Source organism: Streptomyces sp. NPDC051555, assembly GCF_044454405.1.
Taxonomy (GTDB): domain Bacteria; phylum Actinomycetota; class Actinomycetes; order Streptomycetales; family Streptomycetaceae; genus Streptomyces.
In genome coordinates, this window is record NZ_JBITDP010000007.1 from 109,373 (window position 1) to 134,857 (window position 25,485).

Below are 25,485 nucleotides of genomic sequence, written 5' to 3' on the forward strand. Positions count from 1 at the left end.
TTATCGGTCTTCTATTACGGCCATTTCCGGGCCGCATTCGAAGGTCCCCGCGATACGGGTGGCCACGTCGCGCAGTACGGTCGCGTCCAGCAGGTCGTCGTGCGCGCAGTCGTACGGGATCGTCGTCAGCTCCCCGTCCACGTAGGGGGCCCAGTGGGCGGCCAGCTTCGCGCCCCCCTCCGCGCCGCCCGAGGTGAACAGGGCGACCTCGCCCTTGTAGGCGGCGGGCCGGTGCGCGGTGACCACCATGATCGTGTTGATCATGACGTCGAAGAGCCGTTCGTCGGCCGCGCCGCCGAGGACGTCCTCGACCAACGTGAGTCCCCGTTCCCGCTGTTCGGCCTCGTCCCCGCGGTCCTCGGGATCACCGCCCGCGTCGTCGCTGACCCGGGCGAGCACGTCGGCGGCGGTGAGCAGCCGGTGTTCCTCCACCGGGCCCTGCTGGCCGGGGTCGCCCGGCCGCGCATCCATGATGGCCAACAGGTCCACCTGTTCGCCCTGTTCCTGCAGGGCGGTGGCGATGGCGTGCGCGACGTTGCCGCCCGTCGAGTACCCGAGCAGGTGGTACGGGCCGTGCGGCTGCACGGAACGGATCTGCTCCACGGCGTCGAGCGCCCACTCGGCCAGCGAGTGCGGCAGCGGTCCCGGTCCGTCGAGTCCCCGCGCCTGCAGGCCGTACAGGCCCACGTCCTCGGGCAGTCCGCGCAGGAGTCCGGCGTAGCACCAGCTCAGCCCGAGGGAGGGCGGTGCGCAGAACAGGGAGGGACGGCCCGCGGCGCGGCGCAGCACGACGAGCGGCCCGGTGTCGTCGGGGGCGTCGAGCCGCGCGGCGAGCAGGGCCGGGGTGGGCGCCTCGAAGAGGGTCCGCACGTCCGTCACCACGTCGAGCGCCGCGCTGATCCGGGTGGCCAGGCGCATCGCGAGCAGCGAGTGGCCGCCGAGTTCGAAGAAGTTCGCCTCGACGCCGACGCGGGGCAGTTCGAGCGCCTCGGCGAAGAGGCCGCACAGGAGCTCCTCGCGCAGGCTGCGCGGGTCGCGCCCGGCCGTCGCCTCGGGCGCCTGCGGTACGGGCAGGGCCTTGCGGTCGAGCTTCTTGTTGGGGCTCAGCGGCAGTGCGTCCAGCACCATGACGACGCCGGGCACCATGTGGGCCGGGAGCGCCGTGGCGAGCCGCCCGCGCAGCCCGCCGGGGTCCAGGGTCTCCCCCGGGGCCGCGACCGCGTAGCCGACGAGCCGTTCGCCGTGGACGGCGGCCGCGGCGTGGGTGACACCGGGCTGCTCGGCGAGCGCGGACTCGATCTCGCCCAGCTCGATCCGCAGGCCACGGAGCTTGACCTGGGTGTCGGCCCGGCCGACGAAGACCAGTTGGCCGTCGCGTTCCCACCGGACGAGGTCGCCGGTGCGGTACATCCGGGCGCCCGGTACGAAGGGGTTCGCGACGAACCGCTGGGCGGTCAGCCCGGGACGGTCGAGGTAGCCGCGGGCCAGGCCGGGGCCCGTGCTGTACAGCTCGCCGGGCACACCGGGCGGGACCGGCCGCAGGTGGCGGTCGAGCACGTACACACCGGCGTTGGCGATGGGCCGGCCGATGGGTGCGGGCTGGCGTCCGGGGGCGTCGTGCACCCAGGAGGCCACGTCCACGGTGGCCTCGGTCGGGCCGTAGGCGTTGACGAGCCCGCGCCCCTGCGACCAGTACGAGATCACGTCCGCCGGGGGCACGTCGCCGCCCGTGACGATCATCCGCAGGGCGGGCAGCTCGATCCGCGGCAGGCCGGAGAGCACGGCCGGGGTGAGGTGCGCGTGGGTGATGCGCCGGTCGGCGAGGAAGGCCGCGAGTTCGTCACCGGCCAGGGCGCCCGGGGGGATCACCAGGCAGGAGCCGCTGAGCAGGGCCAGGCACAGTTCGGAGACGCTCGCGTCGAAGCTCGGGGAGATGAGCTGCGCGACGCGGTTGTCCGGGCCGGCCCCGTAGCGCTCGACCTGGTTGGCGACCAGGCCGGCGATGCCGCGGTGCGTCACCACGACGCCCTTGGGCCGGCCCGTCGAACCAGAGGTGTAGATGACGTAGGCGGCGTCGTCGAGGTGGCGGGCGAGCACCGGCTCCGTGTCCGGGAGCCCCTGCGGGACCGGGAAGGAGGCGGCCGAGAGCTCGCACACGGGGCGGGCGTCGTCGAGCATGAAGGCGATCCGCTCGGCCGGGTAGTCCGGGTCGACCGGCAGGTAGGCGGCCCCCGTCTTCAGCGTCGCGAGCACGGCGACCACCAGGTCGGCCGAGCGGGACAGCCGCAGGGCGACGATCTCCCCCGGTCCCGCACCCCGCTCGCGCAGCAGGTGCGCGAGCCGGTTGGCCCGCCGGTCGAGCGTGGCGTAGTCGAGCGTCTCGGCGCCGTCCTGGACGGCCGGGCGGTCCGGGGTGCGGGCCGCCTGGCGCGCGAACAGCTCCGGCCAGGTGAGCGCGGGGACGTCGCGGGCGGTGTCGTTCCACTCCTCGACGAGCCGGTGGGCCAGCTCCGGGCCGAGGACGTCGAGCCGCTCCAGCGGCTCGTCGGGCGCGGCCACGGCCTCGGCCAGCAGCTGGACGAAGGCGTCGGCGAGGCCGCGGACGGTCTCCGGGTCGAACAGGTCGGTGGCGTAGCGCAGGATGCCGTTCAGGCCCGTGCTCTCGTCCTCCTCCAGGACGAAGGCCAGGTCCACCTTGGCGGACTCGGAATCGACCTGCTCCCCGCGGACCACCAGGCCCGGGAGTTCCGGTTCCGAGATGTCGAGGTTCTGGAGGGTGAGCATCACCTGGAAGAGCGGGTGGTGCGACAGCGAGCGGGCCGGGTTGAGCACCTCGACCAGCCGCTCGAAGGGCACGTCCTGGTGGGCGAAGGCGGCCAGGTCGGTCTCCCGCACCCGGTCGACGAGTTCGTTCAGCGAGGGGCTGCCGGAGACGTCGGTGCGCAGCACGATCGTGTTGACGAAGAAACCGACCAGCTCGCGGGCGGCCTCCTCCTCGCGACCGGCGACCGCGCAGCCGAGCGGGACGTCCGTGCCGCAGCCGTACCGGGCGAGCAGGGCCGCGACCGCGGCCTGGAGCACCATGAACACGCTGGCGTGGCGGCGGCGGGCCAGGTCCGCGACGGCGCGGTGCAGCTCGGCCCCGATCACCAGCGGCTCCGTGCCGCCGCGGTGGCTCAGGGCGGCGGGCCGGGGACGGTCGACGGGCAGGTCCAGCAGGTCGGGTGCTCCCGCGAGGGTGTCGCGCCAGAAGGCGGTCTGGCCGGCCAGGACGCTGTCCGGGTCGCTCTCCTCGCCGAGGACCTCCTGCTGCCACAGGGCGTGGTCGGCGTACTGCACCGGCAGCGGCGTCCACCGCGGGGGGCGGCCGGCGCGCCGGGCGCCGTAGGCGGTGCCCAGGTCGCGCAGCAGCGGTCCCATCGACCAACCGTCGCTGACGATGTGGTGGACGAGCACGAGCAGCACGTGCTCGTCCGGCGCCTGGGTGAACAGCCAACTACGGATGGGCAGTTCGCGGTCGAGGACGAAGGCGTGCGCCGCGGCGGCGGTGACGTCGCCGCCGGTCACCTCCTCCAGGACCGGCTCGTCGGTCACGATCCGCTGGTACGGCACGCCGTCCTCGTCGCCGAAGACGGTGCGCAGGCTCTCGTGCCGCCCCACCACGTCGACGAGGGCGGCCCGCAGCGCGTCCCGGTCGACCTCGCCGGTGAGCCGCAGCGCGAGCGGCACGTTGTAGGTGGGCGACGGCCCCTCGAAGCGGTACAGGAACCACAGTCGGCGCTGGGCGGCCGACAGGGGCACCCGCTCGGGCCGCGGGCGCGGGGCGAGCGCGGGCCGTCGCGGCCGGTCGGGCGGTCCCGACGCGGCGATCCGCGCGGCGAAGCCGGCGACGGTGGGCGCCTCGAAGAGGGTGCGGATGCCGACCTCGACGCCGAGTTCGTCCCGCACGCGGGCGACGACCCGGGCGGCGAGCAGCGAGTGCCCGCCGAGGTCGAAGAAGACGTCGTCGACGCCGACGGTCGCCACGCCCAGGCTCTCGGCGAAGATCGCGCACAGGGCTTCCTCGCGGGCGTCGCGGGGACCCCGGGCCCCCGCGACCGCCTCTTCGGGCGCGGGCAGCGCGTCCCGGTCCAACTTGCCGTTGCCGGTGGAGGGCAGCCGCTCCAGCGCCACGTAGGCGGACGGCGTCATGTACTCGGGCAGCCGCTCGGCGGCGTACGCCCGGACGGCGTCCAGGTCGAGCCCGGCGGGCGTCACGTAGGCCACCAGGCGCTTGTCGCCCGGCCGGTCCTCGCGCACCACGGCGGCGGCGTGCGTCACCTCCGGGTGGCTGCCGACGGCCGACTCGACCTCGCCCAGCTCGATCCGGAAGCCGCGCAGCTTCACCTGGTGGTCGACGCGGGCGACGAACTCCAGCTCGCCGTGCCGGTTCCACCGGCCGAGGTCGCCGGAGCGGTACATCCGCGAACCCGCGGGACCGTAGGGGTCGGCCACGAACTTGGTCGCGGTGAGGCCGGGCCGATTGAGGTAGCCGCGGGTGACCAGGTCGCCGGCGATGTACAGCTCGCCGGTCACGCCGACGGGCAGCGGGCGCAGCTTCGCGTCGAGCGCGTACATCCGGGTGTTCCACACCGGCCGGCCGATGGTGATGACACCGCTGGGGACGGCGTCGCCGGGGGCGATGCGGTATTCGGTGCAGCCCACGGTCGTCTCCGTCGGCCCGTACTCGTTGACCACGGTGACGCCGGGGTGGCGCCGGCGCCACTCGTCGAGCAGCTCGCCCATCAACGATTCGCCGCCGAGGACCAGTTGTTCGGTCGGGGAGAAGGCGTCCGGCAGGTTCAGCAGCAACGACAGGTGGCTCGGGGTGGCCTTGACGAAGGCGGGCCGCGTACCGGGGGCGTCGCCCTTGAGGTCGACGAGGTCCACCGAGCCGCCCGCCGTCAGGGGGGCGAAGACGCCGGTGACGGTGAGGTCGAAGGAGATCGGCGAGTGCACGAGCGCACCGCGCTCGACCGAGTCGTAGGCGCTACGGGCCCACGCCAGGTACGCGTTGAGCGAGCGGTGCTCCACCACCACGCCCTTGGGCCTGCCGGTGGAACCGGAGGTGAAGATGACGTAGGCGGCGGCGCCGTCCGGTACGAATTCCGGCAGCGGCGCGTCGGCGCGCCCGGTCCCGTGCGGGGCGTCCTCGTCCAGGTGCAGGCGCTGGCGGGTGCCGGGCAGCGCGGTCGCCGCGGTGGTCAACACCAGCACCGGATCGACGTCGTCCAGGACGAAGGCGAGCCGGTCGGCCGGGTGGTCGGGATCCAGCGGGAGGTAGGCGGCACCGGCGCGGAAGACGGCGAGCACCGCGACCACCAGGTCGACGGATTTCGGCAGGGCGATCGCCACGAACGTCTCGGGGCCCGCGCCCCGCGCGATCAGGGTCCGGGCGAGCCGATCGACCCGGTCGGCCAGTTCGGCGTAGCTGACCCGGTCCTCCCCGCAGATCACGGCCAGGGACCCGGGGGTACGGGCCGCCTGCGCGGCGAACAGCTCGGGCACGGTCGCGCGGGGCACGTCGCGGCCGGGGTCGTTCCAGCCGACCAGCACGTCGTGGCGCTCCTGCGCGGACAGCACCGGCAGGTCGCCGACCGGCAGGGTCGGGTCGGCCGCGGCCGCGGTGAGCAGCCGGACCAGGCGGTCCGCCATCGCTCGTACGGTCTCGGCGTCGAACAGGTCGGTGGCGTACTGGATCGCCCCGTGCAGGCCGTCGGGACGGCCGTCCTCGGTGTGCTCCTCGGAGAGGAAGAAGGACAGGTCGAGCTTGGCGCTGTCACCGCCGACCTGTTCCCGCTCGACCTCCAGCCCGGCCATGTCGAAGTCGCCGCCCGCGGTGTTCGCGAAGGTCAACATCACCTGGAAGAGCGGGTGGTGGGCGAGCGACCGGGCCGGGTTGATGACCTCGACCAGCCGCTCGAAGGGCACGTCCTGGTGGGAGTAGGCGGCCAGGTCGGCCGTGCGGACGCGACGCAGCAGCTCCGCGAAGGACGGGTCGCCCGAGACGTCGGTGCGCAGCACCAGCGTGTTGACGAAGAACCCGACGAGGTCGTCGAGCGCCTCGTCGGTGCGACCCGCGATCGCCGTCCCCAAGGGGATGTCCGGTCCGGCGCCCATGCGGGTCAGCAGGGCCGCGATGCCGGCCTGGACCACCATGAACAGGCTCGCCTGGTGGTCGCGGGCCAGTGCCGCGAGCGCCGCGTGGGCCTCGGCGGGCACGGACAGCTCCACGACACCGCCGCCGGTCCCGGCCACCCCGGGGCGCGGGCGGTCGGTGGGCAGTTCGAGGAGTTCGGGGGCGCCGGCCAGCGCGGTCCTCCAGTAGTCGAGCTGGCGGGCGATGAGGCTGTCCGGGTTCTCCTCGCCGCCGAGCAGCTCCTGCTGCCACAGCGCGAAGTCGGCGTACTGCACGCGCAGTGCGGCCCATCCCGGCTCCTCGCCGGCGCAGCGGGCCGCGTAGGCGGTCGCGAGGTCGGCGGCGAGCGGCGCGGCGGACCAGCCGTCACCGGCGATGTGGTGCAGGAGGAGCAGCAGCGTGTGCTCCTCGGGGCCGGACGCGAAGAGCGTGACGCGCAGCGGGGCCTCGCGCTCCAGGTGGAAGGCGTGTGCGACCGCTTCGTCGAGGGCCCGCGGGGAGAAGGGCTCGGTCCTCAGGTCGACCTCGGCGGGCAGGACCCGCTGGTAGGGCGTGCCCGCGAAGTCGGGGAAGACGGTCCGCAGGGCCTCGTGCCGCTCGACCACGTCGGTGAGCGCGGCGTGCAGCGCGGCGCGGTCCAGGCGCCCGGTCAGGCGCAGCGCGATCGGCAGGTTGTAGGTGGCGCCGGGGCCTTCGAGCCGGTCCAGGAACCACAGGCGTCGCTGTGCGTAGGACAGCGGCGGGTGCTCCGGGCGGGGACGGACGAGGACCGGAGGGCGCGCGGCGGCCGCGGTGTCGAGGCGGGCCGCCGTCGCGGCCGGGGTCGGCGCCTCGAACAGCGCGCGGATGGGCAGTTCGACGGCGAAGGTGGACCGGATGCGGCTGACCAGCCGGGTGGCGAGCAGCGAGTGGCCGCCGAGGGCGAAGAAGTCGTCGTCGACGCCGACCCGTTGCAGGCCGAGGACCTCGGCGAACAGGCCGCAGAGGATCTCCTGCTGCGGAGTGGTCGCGGTCCGCCCCACGGGGGCGGCCGTGAACTCGGGTGCGGGCAGGGCGGCAGTGTCGAGCTTGCCGCTGGGGGTCAGCGGCAGGGCGTCGAGCAGGACGACCGCGCCGGGTACGAGCACCTCGGGCAGCCGCGCCGCCAGGTGCTCCCGGACCGTGCGGGCCAGGTCGTCGGCGGCCGGGCCGGACCGGGCGGGCACGACGTAGGCGACGAGGCGCTCGTCGAGCACGGTCACGACGGCCTGGCCCACCTCGGGCAGTTCGGCCGCCGTGGCGCGGATCTCGTCCAGCTCGATGCGGACGCCGCGCACCTTGACCTGGCGGTCGGCCCGGCCCTCGAACTGGATCGAGCCGTCCTGGTTCCACCGGCCGAGGTCGCCGGAGCGGTACATCCGCGAGCCCGCCGGGCCGAAGGGGTCGGCGACGAAGCGCTCGGCGCTGAGGCCCGGCCGGTTGAAGTAGCCGTGCGCGAGCTGGACGCCCGCGAGGTACAGCTCTCCCACGACGCCGGGCGGAACCGGGCGCAGCGCCCGGTCGAGCACGTGGACGCGGGTGTTCCACACCGGGAAGCCGATCGGCGCGTTGCCGGGGCCTATCTCCTGCCCGCCGTGCCAGGCGGTGACGTCGACGGTGGCCTCGGTCGGGCCGTACAGGTGGTGCAGGGGGATGCCGAGCAGGTCGCGGAAGGTCCGGTGCAGGTCGGCGGGCAGCGCCTCGCCCCCGCAGAACACGCGGCGCAGGCTGGTGCAGTCGCCGACCTGCGTCGTCTGCACGAAGGCCGCGAGCATGGCGGGGATGAAGTGCACGGTCGTCACGCCTTCGGCGCGGATCAGCTCGGCGAGGTACTCGGGGTCGCGGTGCCCGTCCGGCTTGGCCATCACCATCGTGGCGCCTTGCAGCAGCGGCCAGAAGAACTCCCACACGGACACGTCGAAGCTGGTCGCGGTCTTCTGCAGCACCCGGTCGTCGGCGGCCAGCCGGTAGGCGCGCTGCATGCCGTCGAGCCGGTTGACGGCCGCGACGTGCGGGATGACGACGCCCTTGGGGCGGCCCGTCGAGCCGGAGGTGTACATGACGTACGCCGGGTCGGCCGGGTGCAGCGGGCGGAGCCGGTCCGCGTCGGTGAGCGGGGTGTCGGCCGGCGCCTCCGCGTCCGCCGGCGCCCCCGCGTCCACCTCGGCCAGCAGGGCGGCGTCCAGCACGCAGATCGGGGCGGCGTCGTCGAGCATGTAGGCGATCCGCTCGGCCGGGTAGCCCACGTCCACGGGCAGGTACGCCGCGCCCGTCTTGACGATCGCCAGCAGCCCGACGAGGAGGTCCACCGAGCGGGGCAGGACGAGGGCCACCAGCCGGCCCGGGCCCGCGCCCCGGCCGACGAGGTGGCGGGCCAACCGGTTGGCCCGGGCGTGCAGTTCGCCGTAGGTGACCTCCGCGCCCTCCATGACGAGCGCGACCCGGTCGGGGGTGCGGGCGGCCTGGGCGTCGAGCAGCTCGGGCAGGACGGCGGACGGCAGGTCCAGGTCCGTGGCGTTCCAGGTCTCCAGGACCTGCGTGCGCTCGGCGGGCAGGGTCACCTCGATGTGCCCGACGAGGCGGTCGGGATCGGCGGCGACGGTGTCCAGGACCTGGAGGAACCGGGCGGCGATGGCCTCGCCGTGTGCCCGGTCGAACGGGCCGGGACGGACGTCGAGCCGCAGGACGAGGCGGTCGCCCAGGACCCCGGTGACGAGGCTGAGCGGGTAGTGGGTCGCACCGCCGCCGTCGATGTCGGTGACCTTGAGCTTCTCCGGGAGCTCCGCCCCGGCGTCCCCCGCCTCCTCCGTCTCCTCGAACGGGTAGTTCTCGAAGACGAGGATCGAGTCGAAGAGTTCTCCCGCGCCCGCCGCCCGCTTGATCTCGGCGAGGCTGACGTGGTGGTGGTCGAGCAGGTCGCCCTGCTGCCGCTGGAGGGCGCCGATGGCCTCGGCGAACGGCACGGCGGGGTCGAGCCCCACGCGCACCGGGAGCGTGTTGATGAAGAGGCCGATCATCCCCTCGACGCCGGGCAGGTCGGCCGGGCGGCCGGAGACCGTGGCGCCGAAGACGACGTCGCTGCGGCCCGTGAGCTGCCCGAGCACCATCGCCCAGGCGCCCTGCACCAGGTTGTTCACGGTCAGGCCGCGTTCGGCGGCCAGCCGGACCAGCCGCGCGGTGGCCCCGGGCGACAGCTCGGCGCTGATCCGCTCGGGCAGTACGGTGCCCGCGGGGGCGCCGGGGGCCACCAGGGTCGGCCCGTCGAGGCCGGCCAGGGCCGACCCCCACGCCGTGGCCCCGGCGGCCGCGTCCTGGCGGCCGATCCAGCCCAGGTAGTCCCGGTACGGGGTGACCCGGGGCAGCGCGTCGGCGCTGCCCTGGGCCTCGTAGACCGCGAAGAGCTCACCGACCAGGAGGGGCGCGGACCAGCCGTCGAGCAGGATGTGGTGGTTGGTCACCACGAGCCGGTGCTCGTCCGGCCCGAGGTGGACCAGGTGGAACCGGATCAGCGGCGGTCGGGCGAGGTCGAACCGGGTGGACCGTTCGGCCGTCAGGAACGCGTCCAGTTCCCCGGCCGCGAGGGTCGACTCGGACCAGCCGGGCGCCACCTCCCGCGGGATGATCTGCATCGGGCGGCCGTTCGCCCGCATCCGGAAACCGGCCCTGAGGTTGGCGTGCCGCTGGAGGACGGCTCCGGCGCTGCGGCGCAGCAGGGCCGCGTCGACCTCACCGGAGAGCTCCAGCACGAGCTGGGTGTTGTAGACGTCCACCGCCTCGTCGTCGTAGAGGGAGTGGAAGAGCAGTCCCTCCTGCAACGGCGTCAACGGCAGTACGTCTTCGAGGCGCGAGCGCTTCATTACCAGTCCCCCAGTTCAGCCTCAAGGCTGTCGATCTCGCTCTGTGTCAGGTCGTCACTCAGGTCGGAAGGCGTCAGCCCGACCGTGTCCGGCCGCTCGTCCGCGAGCGCGGTGAGCGCGTCGAACCACGCCTGCGCCAGCGCCCTTACGTCGGGCTCGGCGAGCAGTCCGGACGCCCAGGCCCAGGTGGCGACCAGGTGCGGGCGGCCCCCGCGGTGTTCGGTCACCGCGGTGATCTCCACCGCGTGCGTCATCGCCATCCGCGGCGACCGCGGCGCGGGCGTCGGCCCGTCGACGGTCTGCCAGTCGGCGCCGGTGTCCTCGCCGTCCCCGAACCGGCCCAGGTAGTTGAAGCCGATCTGCGGTGCGACGGCCAGCTCGGGCGCGCCGCCCGAGTGGCGCAGGATGCCGTACCCGACGCCGTTGTCCGGGAAGGCCCGCAGCTGCTCCTTGACCCGCTTGAGCCGGTCGGTCGGCGTGCGGCCCTCCGGGTGGAGGCCGACCGGGTAGAGGCTGGTGAACCAGCCGACCGTCCGGGAGGTGTCCACCCCGTCGGCGACGTGTTCGCGCCCGTGGCCCTCCAGGTCGACGAGGACCGGTCCGGCGCCACGCACGTCCGCGACCGCCGTCGCCAGCCCGTAGAGCAGCACGTCGGTGACGTTGCCGTTGACGCTCGTCGGGATCCTGGTGAGCAGCGCCTCGGTGACGTCCGCCGCCAGGGTCAGCTCGAACTCCGCGGCCGTGGCGGCCGTGTCGAGCGCCGGGTCGAGCCGCCGCGTGCCGAGCAGCGGGTCCGGGGTGGCGGCGATCTCCTGCCACACCGGGAGTTCGGCCCGCCGGTCGGCGGCCGCCAGGTGGCCCGCCCAGGTGCGGTACGAGGTGAGCACCGGGTCGAGTACGGGGGTCCGCCCCGCCGCGGTCGCCTCGTAGGCGGCGGCGAGGTCGGGCAGCAGGATCTGCCACGACACGGCGTCCACGACCAGGTGGTGCAGGGTGATCAGCAGCGTGCCCGGCGTGTCGGGTCCGGCGTCGAACCACACGAACCGCGAGACCTCGCCGGCCGTCGGGGACAGCTCCCGTCGGGCCGACTCGGCGGCTTCGCCGTCGCCCGGGCCCGCCCGCCGGATCGAGACCGGCACGGAGCCGCGCTCGCGCACTTCGTACGTGCCGTCCTCGTGGCGGCGCAGTCGCAGGACGTCGTGGTGGTCGACCAGCGCCCGGGCGGCTTCGGCCAGTGCCCGCTCGTCCAGCCCCGCGGGGACCCGTACGGTCATCGACTGGTTGAACCCGTCGGTGGCGTCGTAGTCCTCCAGCCAGCGCATGATCGGGGTGGGCGCGAAGGTGCCGGTACCCGCGTCCCGGTCCTCGACCGTGGTCGCGACCGCGGTCGCCACCTGCGCCAGGAGGGCGGGAGTGCGCTCCCGGAAGACGTCCCGGGTCGTCAGCAGGAGTCCGCCGGAGCGGGCCCGGCTGACCACCTGGATCGACATGATGCTGTCGCCGCCGAGGTCGAAGAAGCTGTCGTCGGGGCCGACGGCGGGCAGGTCGAGGACGTCGGCGAAGATCCGGCAGAGCAGTTCCTCGCGCGGGCCGGCCGGCGGACGCCCACTGCTGGTGGTGGTCCACAGGGGCGCGGGGAGCGCGGCCCGGTCGACCTTGCCGTTGGGCAGCAGCGGGATCTCGTCCAGGGCCACCAGGGCGGCCGGGACCATGTAGTCCGGGAGCCCGCCCGCGACCTGGGCGCGCGCCGCGACCGGATCCGCGTCGCCGACGTAGTACGCCACCAGGCGCCGGTCGCCCGGGCGGTCCTCGCGGACCACCGCGGTCGCCCGCGCCACGCCGTCCACGGCGTTCAGCGCTGACTCCACCTCGCCCAGTTCGATGCGGAAGCCGCGCAGCTTGACCTGCGTGTCCGCCCGCCCCAGGTAGGTGAGTTCGCCCTCGGCGTCCCAGCGCGCCAGGTCGCCGGTGCGGTACATCCGCGAGCCGGCGGGGCCGAACGGGTCCGCGAGGAACCGCTCGCCCGTCAGTCCGGGGCGGCCGAGGTAGCCGCGGGCCAGGCCCTCGCCCGCGACGTAGAGCTCGCCCGTGACTCCGGGGGCCACCGGACGCAGCGCGGCGTCCAGGACGTAGACCCTCGCCCCCGCGATCGGACGTCCGATCGGCGGTGCGACCTCGCCCGACAGCGGGGCGCTCATCGTCGCGCACACCGTCGTCTCGGTCGGGCCGTATGCGTTGATCATGCGGCGCCCGACCGACCAGCGCGCCACCAGCTCCGGCGCGCAGGCCTCGCCCGCCACGACGAGCGTCGTACCGGCGGGCAGCGCGTCCTCGGGCAGGACCGCCAGCGCCGTCGGCGGCAGGGTCACGTGGGTGACCGACCGCTCCGCGCAGAGCGCGGCCAGGTCGGGACCGGGCATCAGCCGCTCGGCCGGGGCGACCACCAGGGTCGCCCCCGACAGCAGGCCCATCACGATCTCCCAGGCCGCCGCGTCGAAGCTGAGCGCCGCGAACTGGAGGACCCGGCTGCCCGGGCCCACCCCGAAGGCGTCCCGCTGGGCCCGCGCCAGGGAGGCGAGGCCGCTGTGGGGCACCACCACTCCCTTGGGGCGGCCCGTCGAGCCCGACGTGTAGATCACGTAGGCCGGGTGGTCCGGGCGGATGTCCGTCCGGGCGGGCGCCGGCTGCGCCGGTGCGTCCTGGCCGATCCCGTCGACGAGCACCACCGGGACGGCGCTCTCGCCGAGCCCGGGGAGCGTCGCGCCGTCGGTGACGAGCAGCAGCGGTCGGGAGTCGGAGAGCATGTACGCGACGCGGTCGGCCGGGTAGTCCGGGTCGACCGGCACGTACGCACCACCCGCCCGCAACACCGCCAGCAGCGACACCACCAGCTCCACCGACCGCGGCAGCGCCACCGCCACCACCGACTCGGGACCCACCCCGCACGAGGCCAGATGCCCCGCGAAGGCATCCACCCGCGCCGCCAACTCGCCGTACGTCAGCTCCACATCCTCGAAGACCAACGCGACCGCCGTCGGATCCTGCGCCACCCGGGCCTCGAACAGCTCCGGGAAGGACGCACGCTCCTCCAACGCGCCCGCGCGGGCGGCCCACTCCTCCAACACCCGACCGCGCTCGACGGCCGAGAGCACCTCGACCTGCGAGATACGACCGTCCACATCCGCGACCAGCCCCTCCAACACCCGGACGAACCGCTCGCCCAGCGCCTCGGCGCTCACCCCGTCGAACAGGTCCGAGGCGTACTGGACCTCTCCGAACAGCCCGTCGGGGGTCTCCTCCAGGTGGAAGGTGAGGTCGAACTTGGCCACGTTCAGGTCGACGCCCTCGAAGGCGACGTCGAGGCCGGGGAGGCCGAAGTCGGCCTCGCTGTTGTTGTCGAGGACGACCATCACCTGGAACAGCGGGTGGTGGGCCAACGACCGCTGCGGGCTGACCACTTCCACCAGGCGCTCGAAGGGCACGTCCTGGTGCGCGTAGGCCGCCAGGTCCGTCTCCCGCACCCGGGCCAGCAGTTCACGCACCGAGGGATCCCCGGACACGTCCGTCCGCAGCACCAGCGTGTTCACGAAGAAGCCCACCAGCGCGTCCAGGGCCTGGTCCGAGCGCCCCGCGACCACCGTGCCCAGGGGCACGTCCGTACCGGCTCCCATGCGGGAGAGCAGGACCGCGACGGCGGCCTGGACCACCATGAAGGGGGTCACCCCGCAGGCGCGGGCCACCTCCGACAGGCGCTCCTGCAAGGCGGCGTCGGTGGTGAACCGGGCCACTCCACCGCGGTACGACGGGGTCTGCGGGCGCGGGCGGTCGAGGGGGAGCTCGATCAGTTCCGGTACGCCGTGCAGTGCGGTGCGCCAGTAGTCGATCTGGCGGCCGGCCGGGCTCGACGGATCGCTCTCGTCACCCAACACCTCCGCCTGCCACAACGCGTAATCCGCATACTGCACCGGCAACGGAGCCCAACCCGGCACCCCACCACCCACACGCGCCACATACGCAGCCGACACATCATCAGCCAACGGACCCAACGACCAACCATCCGACGCGATGTGATGCATCAACACCACCAACACCGACGACCGCTCACCCACCCGCAACAACGACACCCGCAACGGCAACTCCACCGACAGATCGAACGCATACCCCGCGGCCCGATCCACAGCAGCGGACAGCCCCTCCTCGGAGACCTCCACCACCTCCCACACCACAGCCGCGTCCGCCACCGGCACCACCCGCTGATACGGCACACCATCCACCGCCGCGAACACCGTCCGCAGACTCTCGTGCCGACCCACCACATCACCCACCGCGAGCTCCAACGCACCCGCGTCCAACTCACCCTCCAACCGCAACACCAACGGAACGTTGTACGTCGCGGACGGACCCTCCAACACGTGCAGGAACCACAACCGACGCTGCGCCGCCGACAACGGCACCCGCCCCGGACGCACACCCGCCGACAACCCCCGACGCGCCACCTCCGCACCCACCACACGCAACGCCAACCCCGCCACCGACGGCGACTCGAACACCGCACGGATGCCGAGCTCCCGTCCGAACGCCGAACGGATCCGGCTCACCAGGCGGGTGGCGAGCAGCGAGTGCCCGCCGAGGTCGAAGAAGTTGTCGTCGGGGCCGACCGAGGTCACCCCCAGGACGTCGGCGAAGATCTGGCAGAGCAGTTCCTCGCGGGCGTCGGCGGGCCGGCGGCCGCTCGCCGCCGTCGTGGTCCACAGGGGCGCGGGGAGCGCGGCCCGGTCGACCTTGCCGTTGGGCATCAGCGGGATCTCGTCCAGGGCCACCAGGGCGGACGGGATCATGTACTCCGGCAGCGTGGCGGCCACCTGGGCGCGCACCGCGACCGGGTCGACGTCGCCGACGTAGTACGCCACCAGGCGCCGGTCCCCGGGGCGGTCCTCGCGGACCACCGCGGTGGTCCGCGACACGCCGCTCACGGCGAGCACCGCGGACTCCACCTCGCCCATTTCGATGCGGAAGCCGCGCAGCTTGACCTGCGTGTCCGCCCGTCCCAGGTAGACGATCTCGCCGTCCGCGGTCCACCGGACCAGGTCGCCGGTGCGGTACATCCGCGAGCCGGCGGGGCCGTAGGGGTCCGCGAGGAACCGCTCGCCCGTCAGTCCGGGACGGCCCAGGTAGCCGCGGGCCAGACCCGCACCCGCGACGTAGAGCTCACCGGTGACACCGGGTGCCACCGGACGCAGCGCGGCGTCCAGGACGTACGTCCGCGTGCCCACGATCGGACGGCCGATCGGCACGACCGCCTCGTCCGACAGCGGGGCGCTCATCGTGGAGATGACGGTCGTCTCGGTCGGGCCGTAGGCATTGACCATCCGGCGCCCGACCGACCAGCGCGCCGCCAGTTCCGGCGCGCAGGCCTCGCCGGCCACGACCAGGGTCGTACCGGCGGGCAGCGCGTCGTCCGCGAGGACGGCCAGCGCCGCGGGCGGCATGGTCAGGTGCGTCACGGCCTGTTCGGCGCAGAGCGCGGCCAGGTCGGGACCGGGCATCAGCCGCTCGGCCGGGGCGACCACCAGGGTCGCCCCCGACAGCAGACCCATCACGTTGTCCCAGACGGACACGTCGAAGCTGAGCGCCGCGAACTGGAGGACCCGGCTGCCCGGGCCCACGCCGAAGGCGTCCTGCTGGGCCCGCGCCAGGGAGGCGATGCCGCCGTGCGTCACGACGACGCCCTTGGGGCGGCCCGTCGAGCCCGAGGTGTAGATCACGTAGGCCGGGTGGTCCGGGCCGGGGCGCGCCTGCGGAGGCAGCGCGCCGGACAGTTCCACCTCGTCCACGAGGAGCACCGTCGCCGGGTGCCCGCCGAGTCGCGGCAGGGTCGCGGTGTCGGTGATCAGCAGCAGCGGTCGGGAGTCGGAGAGCATGTACGCGACGCGGTCGGCCGGGTAGTCCGGGTCGACCGGCACGTACGCACCACCCGCCCGCAACACCGCCAGCAACGACACCACCAGCTCCACCGACCGCGGCAGCGCCACCGCCACCACCGACTCGGGACCCACCCCGCACGAGGCCAGATGCCCGGCAAAGGCATCCACCCGCGCCGCCAACTCGCCGTACGTCAGCTCCACATCCTCGAAGACCAACGCGACCGCCGCCGGATCCTGCGCCACCCGGGCCTCGAACAGCTCCGGGAAGGACGCACGCTCCACCGACGAACCCGCGTGCGCGGCCCACTCCTCCAGCACCCGGCCGCGCTCACCGGCCGAGAGCACCTCGACCTGCGAGATGCGACCGTCCACATCCGCGACCAGCCCCTCCAGCACCCGGACGAACCGCTCGCCCAGCGCCTCGGCGCTCACCCCGTCGAACAGGTCCGAGGCGTATTCGAGTTCACCGCTGACTCCGGCGGGCAGGCCGTCGGCGTCGTGGCGCTCGAAGAGGGAGAAGGACAGGTCGAACTGCGACACCGTGGTGGTGGAGTCGCCCTCGCTCACCGTGAGCCCGGGCAGTTCGAGGGTCGCCTCGCTGTTGTTGTCGAAGACGACCATCACCTGGAACAGCGGGTGGTGGGCCATCGACCGCTGCGGGCTGACGACCTCCACCAGGCGCTCGAAGGGGACGTCCTGGTGCGCGTAGGCCGCCAGGTCCGTCTCCCGGACCCGGGCCAGCAGTTCGCGCACCGAGGGATCCCCGGACACGTCCGTGCGCAGCACCAGCGTGTTGACGAAGAAGCCGATCAGACCCTCCAGGGCCTGGTCCGAGCGCCCGGCCATGACGGTGCCCAGGGGCACGTCCGTACCGGCTCCCACCCGGGAGAGCAGGACCGCGACGGCGGCCTGGACCACCATGAAGGGGGTCACCCCGCAGGCGCGGGCGACGGCCAACAGACGGCCGTGCAACGCGGCGTCGAGGTGGAGGTCGACGGCGGCGCCCCGGTAGGAGGCCACCGCGGGGCGGGGCCGGTCCGTCGGGACCTCGATCAGCGCGGGAGCACCCTGGAGCGCGGTGCGCCAGTAGTCGATCTGGCGGCCGGCCGGGCTCGACGGATCGCTCTCGTCACCCAACACCTCCGCCTGCCACAACGCGTAATCCGCATACTGCACCGGCAACGGAGCCCAACCCGGCACCCCACCACCCACACGCGCCACATACGCAGCCGACACATCATCAGCCAACGGACCCAACGACCAACCATCCGACGCGATGTGATGCATCAACACCACCAACACCGACGACCGCTCACCCACCCGCAACAACGACACCCGCAACGGCAACTCCACCGACAGATCGAACGCATACCCCGCGGCCCGATCCACAGCAGCGGACAGCCCCTCCTCCGAGACCTCCACCACCTCCCACATCACACCCGCGTCCGCCACCGGCACCACCCGCTGGTACGGCACACCATCCACCGCCGCGAACACCGTCCGCAGACTCTCGTGCCGACCCACCACATCACCCACCGCGAGCTCCAACGCACCCGCGTCCAACTCACCCTCCAACCGCAACACCAACGGAACGTTGTACGTCGCGGACGGACCCTCCAACACGTGCAGGAACCACAACCGACGCTGCGCCGCCGACAACGGCACCCGCCCCGGACGCACACCCGCCGACAACCCCCGACGCGCCACCTCCGCACCCACCACACGCAACGCCAACCCCGCCACCGACGGCGACTCGAACACCGCACGCACGGGGAGTTCGACGCCGAAGGCCGTACGGATGCGGCTGATCAGACGGGTGGCGCGCAGCGAGTGCCCACCGAGTTCGAAGAACCCGTCGTCGACGCCGACCCGGTCGACGCCGAGCACCTCGGCGAAGAGCCCCTGGAGGATCTGCTCCGCCGGGCTGGCGGGGCCGCGGTCCGCGGTGTCCGCGGGGCCGGGCACCGGCAGCGCGTCGCGGTCCAACCGACCGCTCGCGGTGAGCGGCAGCCGGTCCAGGACCACCACGGTCGCCGGGACCAGGTGGTCGGGCAGGGTGGCCCGGGCGAAGGCCGTGACGGCGCCGGGCGCGACGGTGGCGCCGGGGGCCGCGACCAGGTACGCGACGAGGGATCCGTCGCGCACCGCCACGGCGGCCCGGGCGACGTCGTCGTGCTCGGCCAGGACGGCCTCCAGCCGCGCCGGCCGGACGGTGAAGCCCGGCAGCGGCAGCGGCGCCCCGACGAACTCCAGTTCACCCTCGGCGGTCCAGCGGACCAGGTCCGCGGTACGGACCATCCGCGCGCCGTCCGGACCGAACGGATCGTCGACCACCGTCGGCGCGGAGCCGAGCAGCGGCCCGCCGACGTAGAGCTCGCCGACGACGCCCGGCGGGACCGGGCACAGGCCCGCGTCGAGCACGTACAGGACGGTGCCGGGCAGCGGGGCGCCGAGCGGCACCACGGTGTCCCAGTCGTCCGGGTCGCACGCGCGTTCCGTGACGGTACCGGCGGCCTCGGTCAGCGCGTAGCCGTACCACAGCGGGACGTCCACGGCGTCGAACCAGGCCCGCTGGAGCGGCTCGGCCAGGGCCTCGCCGGAGCAGAGCACGCGCCGCAGGCCGGCCTGCGCCAGCGCCGGATCGGCGAGCAGCACGGCCAGCTCGGAGGGCGTGACGTGCAGCGTGGTGGCGCCGTGCGGGGAGGCCGCGGCCAGGGCGGCGGTGCGGTCGCCGCGCACGACGGTCGCGCCGGCGGTGAGCGGCCAGAGCAGCTCGTCGATCTCGCCCATGGTCCCCGGCTCGGCGGCCGAGCGGACCCGGTCGGTGGCGTCCAGGCCGTGGACGGCCTGGCGGGCCGCGATCCGGGCCGCGACGACGTCCTGCGGGACGACGACGGAGGTACCGGTGCGGGTGCGCAGGACGAGGGGCTCGCCGGCGACGACGGCGGCCAGGATTCCGGCGGGCGGCTGCGCCAGCAGCTGTCCGTAGGTCGTTTCGACGTCCGCGTCGACGAGCGCGACGGCGTCCGCCGGGTGCGCGCCGATCAGTTCGAGCAGGGTCGGCGTGGCCACCGGGGCGCCCGCGTCGCGGCCGGTCACGGCGTGCGGCAGGGCGATCCGGTCCACGACGACGTCCGCGTCGGCGGCGACCGTCTCCAGCAGGTGCACGAACTGCGCGGCCATCCGCTGCGCCGTGCTCGCGTCGAAGAGGTCCTCGGCGTACTCCAGGTCGATGCCGATGCCCTCGGCGGACCCGTCCGCGCCGACCTTCTCCTGCACGTGCAGGGTCAGGTCGAAGCGGGCCGAGCCCATCTCGACGTCCTCGTCGAAGGCGGCGTCCAGACCGGCGAGCGCGAAGTCGCCCTCGTCGTCGTTCTCGAAGACGAGCATCACCTGGAAGAGCGGGTGGTGCCCCAGCGAACGCCCGGGGCGGACCACGTCCACCAGTCGCTCGAAGGGCACGTCCTGGTGCGCGAAGGCCGCCAGGTCCGCCTCGCGGACCCGGACCAGCAGATCGCGGAAGGACGGGGACCCGGACACGTCGGTGCGCAGGACGAGGGTGTTGACGAAGAAGCCGACGAGGTCCTGGAGGGCGTCGTCCGTCCGGCCCGCGATCGGGGTGCCGATCGGGACGTCGGATCCGGCGCCCAGCTTGGACAGCAGCAGGGCGAGGGCGGACTGCACCACCATGAACAGGGTCGTGTTCGTCTCCCGCGCCACCGCCTGGAGGCGGCCGTGCAGCTCGGCGGGGATGCGGATGGCGACCTCGGCGCCGCGGTGGGTGGCCTCGGCGGGCCGCATCCGGTCCGTCGGCAGGGGCAGCAGCTCGGGGATACCGCCGAGGGCGTCCTTCCACCACGTCAGCTGGCCGCTGACGACGCTGTCCGGGTCGTCCTCGGAGCCGAGCAGTTCGGACTGCCACAGCGTGTAGTCGGCGTACTGGACCGGCAGTCCGGGCCAGCGCGGCGCGCGGTCCGCCCGGCGGGCGGCGTAGGCGGCCGACAGGTCACGGGCGAGCGCCCCGGTCGACCAGCCGTCACTGGCGATGTGGTGGACCAGCAGGAGCAGCCGGTGCTCATGGGGCCCGTCGCTGAACAGGGTGGCGCGCAGCGGGGGTTCGCGGTCGAGGTCGAAGGTGTGCCGGGCCGCCTCGGCGGGCCCCGCGACACCGGTGATCAGTACGGGCCGGGCCTCGTCGACCCCGAGCACCCGCTGGTACGGGGTGCCGTCGGCGTCGGACGGGAAGACCGTGCGCAGCGTCTCGTGCCGGGCCACGACGTCGCCCAGTGCCGCTTCGAGGGCGGCGACGTCGAGCGCTCCGGTGAGCCGGATCAGCAGCGGCACGTTGTACGTCGTGCTCGGGCCCTCCAGCCGGTGCAGGAACCACAGGCGCTGCTGGGCGAAGGAGAGGGGCACGCGCGCGGGGCGCTCCTTGCGGACCAGGGCGGGCCGGTCGGGCGCCGCGCCGTCGATCCGGGTGGCGAGTCCAGCCACCGTCGGCTCGGCGAACAGCGAGCGGACGGTCAGCTCCGCCCCGAGCTGGGACCTGATCCGGCTGAGCAGCCGGATCGCGGACAGCGAGTGGCCGCCGAGGTCGAAGAAGTTGTCGTCGATGCCGACGGCGGCGACGCCCAGGGTCTCGGCGAAGATGCCGGCGATGATCTCCTCGGCGAGGGTGCGCGGGGCGCGCCGCACGACGGCGGCGGCGAGGTCCTCGGCCGGGAGTTCGTCGGGGATCCGCGCGCCGACGACGAACGCGGCGGGCATCAGGTAGTCGGGCAGCACGGATTCGGCGAGGCGCCGTGCGGAGGTCGCGTCGCCGTCGTGGACGACGTACGCGACGACCCGGGCGGAGCCGGCCACGACGGCGGCGTCCGCGAAGACCTCGCGCAGCCGGGCCGCGACCTCCGCGGGGATGACGCGGAAGCCGCGCACCACGCGGACGTCCTCGGGGCGTCCGAGCGGCTCGGTGGCGCCGTCCGGGGCGCGGCGCGCCAGCTCCCCGGAGGGGAGCGTGGCGACCACGCCGGGGGGCACGGGCCGTCCTTCGCCGTCGACGAGCGCCGTGTCGCGCTCGCCCTCGGCGAGCAGGTCGAAGGCCGAGACCGGTGCCGTCGGGTCGGCGGCGGCCGCGGTGAGCAGCCGGATGAGGCGGTCGCCGAAGGCGTTCATCGTCGCCCGGTCGAACAGGTCGGTGGCGTACTCGATCTCGCCGACGATGCCGGCCGGCTCGCCGTCCGGGCCGTAGCGTTCCTGGAGGCGGACGTCCATGTCGAACTTGGAGGCGTCGCCGACCACGTCTTCGAGCCGGGTCTCCAGGCCGGGGACGGCCAGCGTGACCTCGTCGAAGTTCTCGAAGGTCAACATGACCTGGTAGAGCGGGTGTCGGGCGAGCGACCTGACGGGGTTGACCACCTCGACGAGCCGCTCGAAGGGCACGTCCTGGTGCGCGAAGGCGGCCAGGTCGGTCTCCCGGACCCGGTCGAGCAGCTCGGGGAAGGTGGGGTCGCCGGAGACGTCGGTGCGCAGCACGAGCGTGTTGACGAAGTAGCCGAACAGGTCTTCCAGCGCCTCGTCGGTGCGCCCCGCGACGGGGGTGCCGATGGCGATGTCGGTGCCGCCGCTGAGCCGGCTCAACAGGGCGACCAGACCGGCCTGGATGGTCATGAACAGCGTGGTGTTGGCCGTGCGGGCGAGCCGCAGCAGGGCGTCGTGCAGCGCGGCGTCCAGGCGCAGCGGCGCCTCGGCGCCGCCGTAGGTGGCCACCGGCGGGCGGGGCCGGTCGGTGGGCAGGTCCACGAGCTCGGGCAGGCCGCGCAGGGTCTCGGTCCAGTAGGCGAGCTGGCGGGAGATCGCGCTGGTGGGGTCGTCCTCGCGTCCGAGCAGCTCGCGCTGCCAGAGGGTGTAGTCGGCGTACTGCACGGACAGCGGCGCCCAGTCGGGGGCGCGGCCCGCGGCCCGCGCCGTGTAGGCGAGGGACAGGTCGTCTCCGAGCAGGGTCTCCGACCAGCCGTCACTGGCGATGTGGTGCATGAGCGGCAGCAGGGCGTGCTCGTCCTCGGCGAGCCGGAACAGGGTGCCGCGGATGGGCAGTTCGGTGACCAGGTCGAAGTGGTGGCGGGCGGCCTCGGCCAGGGCCGATTCCAGGTGCCGCTCGTCGTCGACGTCGACGAGGGTCAGCTCCACCACCGCTTCGTCCGCGGGCACGATGTGCTGGTACGGGGTGCCGTCGGCCTCGCGGAAGAGGGTGCGCAGCCCCTCGTGGCGGGCGACCACGTCGTGCAGGGCGGTGTGCAGCGCCGGCACGTCGAGCGGTCCGGAGAACCGCATGACGAGCGGCACGTTGTAGGTGGAGCTGGGGCCTTCGAGCCGGTTGAGGAACCACAGTCCGCGCTGGCCGAAGGAGAGCGGCACCCGTTCGGGGCGCTCCATGGGCACCAGGGCGGGCCTGGCCTCCCCGGCCTGGTCGGTCCAGCCCGCGAGCCCGGCGACGGTCGGCGTCTCGAACAGGGCCCGGACGGGCACCTCCACGCCCATCGCGGACCGGATGCGGCTGATCAGTCGGGTGGCGAGGAGCGAGTGGCCGCCCAGCGCGAAGAAGTTGTCGTCGATCCCGACCCGGTCCACGCTCAGCACGTCGGCGAACAGGACCGCGAGGAGTTCCTCGCGCGGGTTGCGCGGCCGTCGGCCCTCCGCGGCGCCGGACAGGGCCGGAGCGGGCAGGGCCTTGCGGTCGAGCTTGCCGTTCGGGGTGAGCGGCAGCTTCTCCAGCGTGACGAAGGCGGCGGGGACCATGTGCGCGGGCAGCACGGCCGCGACGTGGTCGCGGGCGCGGTCTGTGTCGCCGCCGACGAGGTAGGCGGTGAGCCGCAGGTCGCCGGGCTGGTCCTCGCGGACCACGACGGCGGCCTGGGTGACGTCCGGCGCCCCGAGGACGGCGGACTCGATCTCGCCGAGCTCGATCCGGAAGCCGCGGATCTTCACCTGGTCGTCGGCCCGGCCGAAGTAGGACAGCGTGCCGTCCGCGGCCCGGCGGGCCAGGTCTCCGGTGCGGTACATCCGGGTGCCGGGAGCGCCGTAGGGGTCGGCGACGAACCGCTGCGCGCTGAGCCCGGGGCGGCCGAGGTAGCCGCGGGCCAGGCCCGCTCCGGCGACGTACAGCTCGCCGGTGGTCCCCGCCGGGACGGGCTGGAGCCCCTGGTCGAGGACGTGGACGCGCAGGTCGGGGATGCCGACGCCGACGACGCTGGCGGCGGTGGCGGCCGCGGTGACCCGGTCGAACGCCTGGTGGGTGACGTGCACCGTGGTCTCGGTGATGCCGTACATGTTGACCAGTACGGGGGCGTCGTCGGCATGCCGGTCGTACCAGGACGAGAGCCGTCCCGGGTCGAGCGCCTCACCGCCGAAGATCACGTACCGCAGGGCCAGGTCCGTGCCCGGCTCCTCCTCGTCGGCCCGCATGAGCTGGTAGAAGGCGGACGGGGTCTGGTTCAGGACCGTGACGCGCTCGTCGCGCAGCATCCGCAGGAAGTCGCGCGGCGAGCGGCTGACGTCCTGCGGCACCACGACGAGCTTGCCGCCGCGCAGCAGCGGACCCCACAGCTCCCAGACGGAGAAGTCGAAGGCGTAGGAGTGGAACAGGGTCCACACGTCGGACTCGTCGAAGCCGAACCACTGGTCGGTCCGCGTGAAGAGCCGCACGACGTTCTGGTGCGGGATCACCACGCCCTTGGGCTGTCCGGTGGAGCCGGAGGTGTAGATGATGTAGGCGCCGTTGTCCGGGCGCAGCGCGGGGCGCGCCGGGTCGGTGACGGGGCCGTCGGCGGGCAGTTCGTCGATGACGACGCGGGTGATGCCCTCGGGCAGCGCCACGTCGATGCCGGCGCCGGTCACGACGGCGGCCGGACGGGCGTCCGCCAGGACGAAGGCGATCCGCTCGGCCGGGTAGTTCGGGTCGAGCGGCAGGTAGACGGCGCCGGCCTTGAGGACGCCGAGGACGCCGACCACGAGGTCCGCGCCGCGCGGCAGGGCGAGCGCGACCACGGTCTCGGGTCCGACGCCCTGCGCGAGGAGGGTGTGGGCGAGCCGGTTGGCCCGCGCGTTGAGCTGCTCGTAGGTCAGGTGTTCCGCGCCGGCGACGAGTGCGGTAGCCCCGGGGTGCGCGGCGACGGCGGCCTCGAACAGCGCGGGCACGGTGGTCCGTTCGGACGGCTCGGGGGCCGGCGCGGTCCACTGCTCCAGCAGTTCCCGGCGCTCGGTCGGGGCCAGGATGTCCGTCTGCCACAGCCCCTGGTCCGGGTCGGCCACGACCGCCCGCAGGAGCCGGGCCAGCCGGTCGACGATCTGCTCCACGGTGGACCGGTCGAAGAGGTCGGTGGCGTACTCGACCAGGCCCGACAGGCCCGCGGGCTCGCCGTCGGGGCCGTGGTTCTCCTGCATGTCGAAGTCGAGGTCGAACTTGGCGACGCCGGAGCCGACGTCCTCCAGGCCGGCCCGCAGACCGGGCAGGCCCAGGTCCGCCTCGGCGTTGTTCTGGAAGAGGATCATGACCTGGAACAGCGGGTGGTGCGCGAGCGAGCGGGTCGGGTTGAGCACCTCGACCAGGCGCTCGAACGGGACCTCCTGGTGCGCGTAGGCGGCCAGGTCGGTCTCCCGGACCCGGGCCAGCAGTTCCCGGAAGGTCGGGTTCCCCGAGGTGTCGGTGCGCAGCACCAGGGTGTTGACGAAGAATCCGATCAGCTCGTCGAGCGCCTCGTCGGTGCGTCCGGCGATGACGCCGCCGAGCGGGATGTCGTCACCGGCGCCGAGCCGGGTCAGGAGTCCGGCCACCGCCGCCTGGAACACCATGAAGAGCGTGGTGTTGGTGTGGCGGGCGAGTTCGAGCAGTCGGCCGTGCAGTTCGGCGTCGAGTTCGAAGCGGACCTCGTCGCCGCGGAAGGAGGCCGCGGCCGGGCGGGGCCGGTCGGTCGGCAGCTCCAGCTGCTCCGGGAGCCCGGCGAGGTTCTGCTGCCAGTAGGCGAGCTGGCGCGACAGCAGGCTCTGCGGGTCGTCCTCGGAACCGAGCAGTTCCCGCTGCCAGAGCGTGTAGTCGGCGTACTGGACGGGCAGCGGGGCCCAGGCCGGCGCGCGGCCCTCGGTCCGGGCGCCGTAGGCGACGGAGAGGTCCCGTGCGAACGGCGCGTCGGACCAGCCGTCACTGGCGATGTGGTGCAGCAGGAAGAGCAGGACGTGTTCGGTCTCCGAGAGCCGGAACAGCGTGATGCGCAAGGGGAGTTCGGTGGCGAGGTCGAAGCCGTAGCGGGTGGCGACGGCCAGTTGCTCGGCGAGCCCCTGCTCGTCGGTCTCGACCAGGGTGACCTCGGGCTGCTCCGCCTCGGTGATCAGCTGGTAGGGCTGCCCGTCGACCTCGGGGAAGCGGGTGCGCAGGCTCTCGTGCCGCGCCACGATGTCGCCGAAGGCGGCTTCGAGGGCGGCGCGGTCGAGCGCCCCCGACATGCGCAGCAGCAGC

General features: G+C 73.8%; 2 protein-coding genes (1 of these 2 running past the window's edge). Both read right to left on the bottom strand.

Translation table 11 applies throughout. The features are described 5' to 3' along the window. Nucleotides 1–10,053 carry an amino acid adenylation domain-containing protein gene (locus tag ACIBEA_RS17205; RefSeq protein WP_399261637.1) on the bottom strand — a complete coding sequence of 3,351 codons (10,053 nt, stop codon included), beginning with the start codon at nucleotides 10,051–10,053 and terminating at the stop codon, nucleotides 1–3. After that, on the bottom strand, nucleotides 10,053–25,485 hold the 3' portion of the coding sequence (locus ACIBEA_RS17210; protein WP_399261639.1) for a non-ribosomal peptide synthase/polyketide synthase. Its footprint extends 6,911 nt past the window's final position; only the last 15,433 of its 22,344 coding nucleotides appear in the window; its start codon lies off the right edge, out of view; it ends in the stop codon at nucleotides 10,053–10,055. The genes ACIBEA_RS17205 and ACIBEA_RS17210 overlap by 1 nt, the downstream gene beginning before the upstream one ends.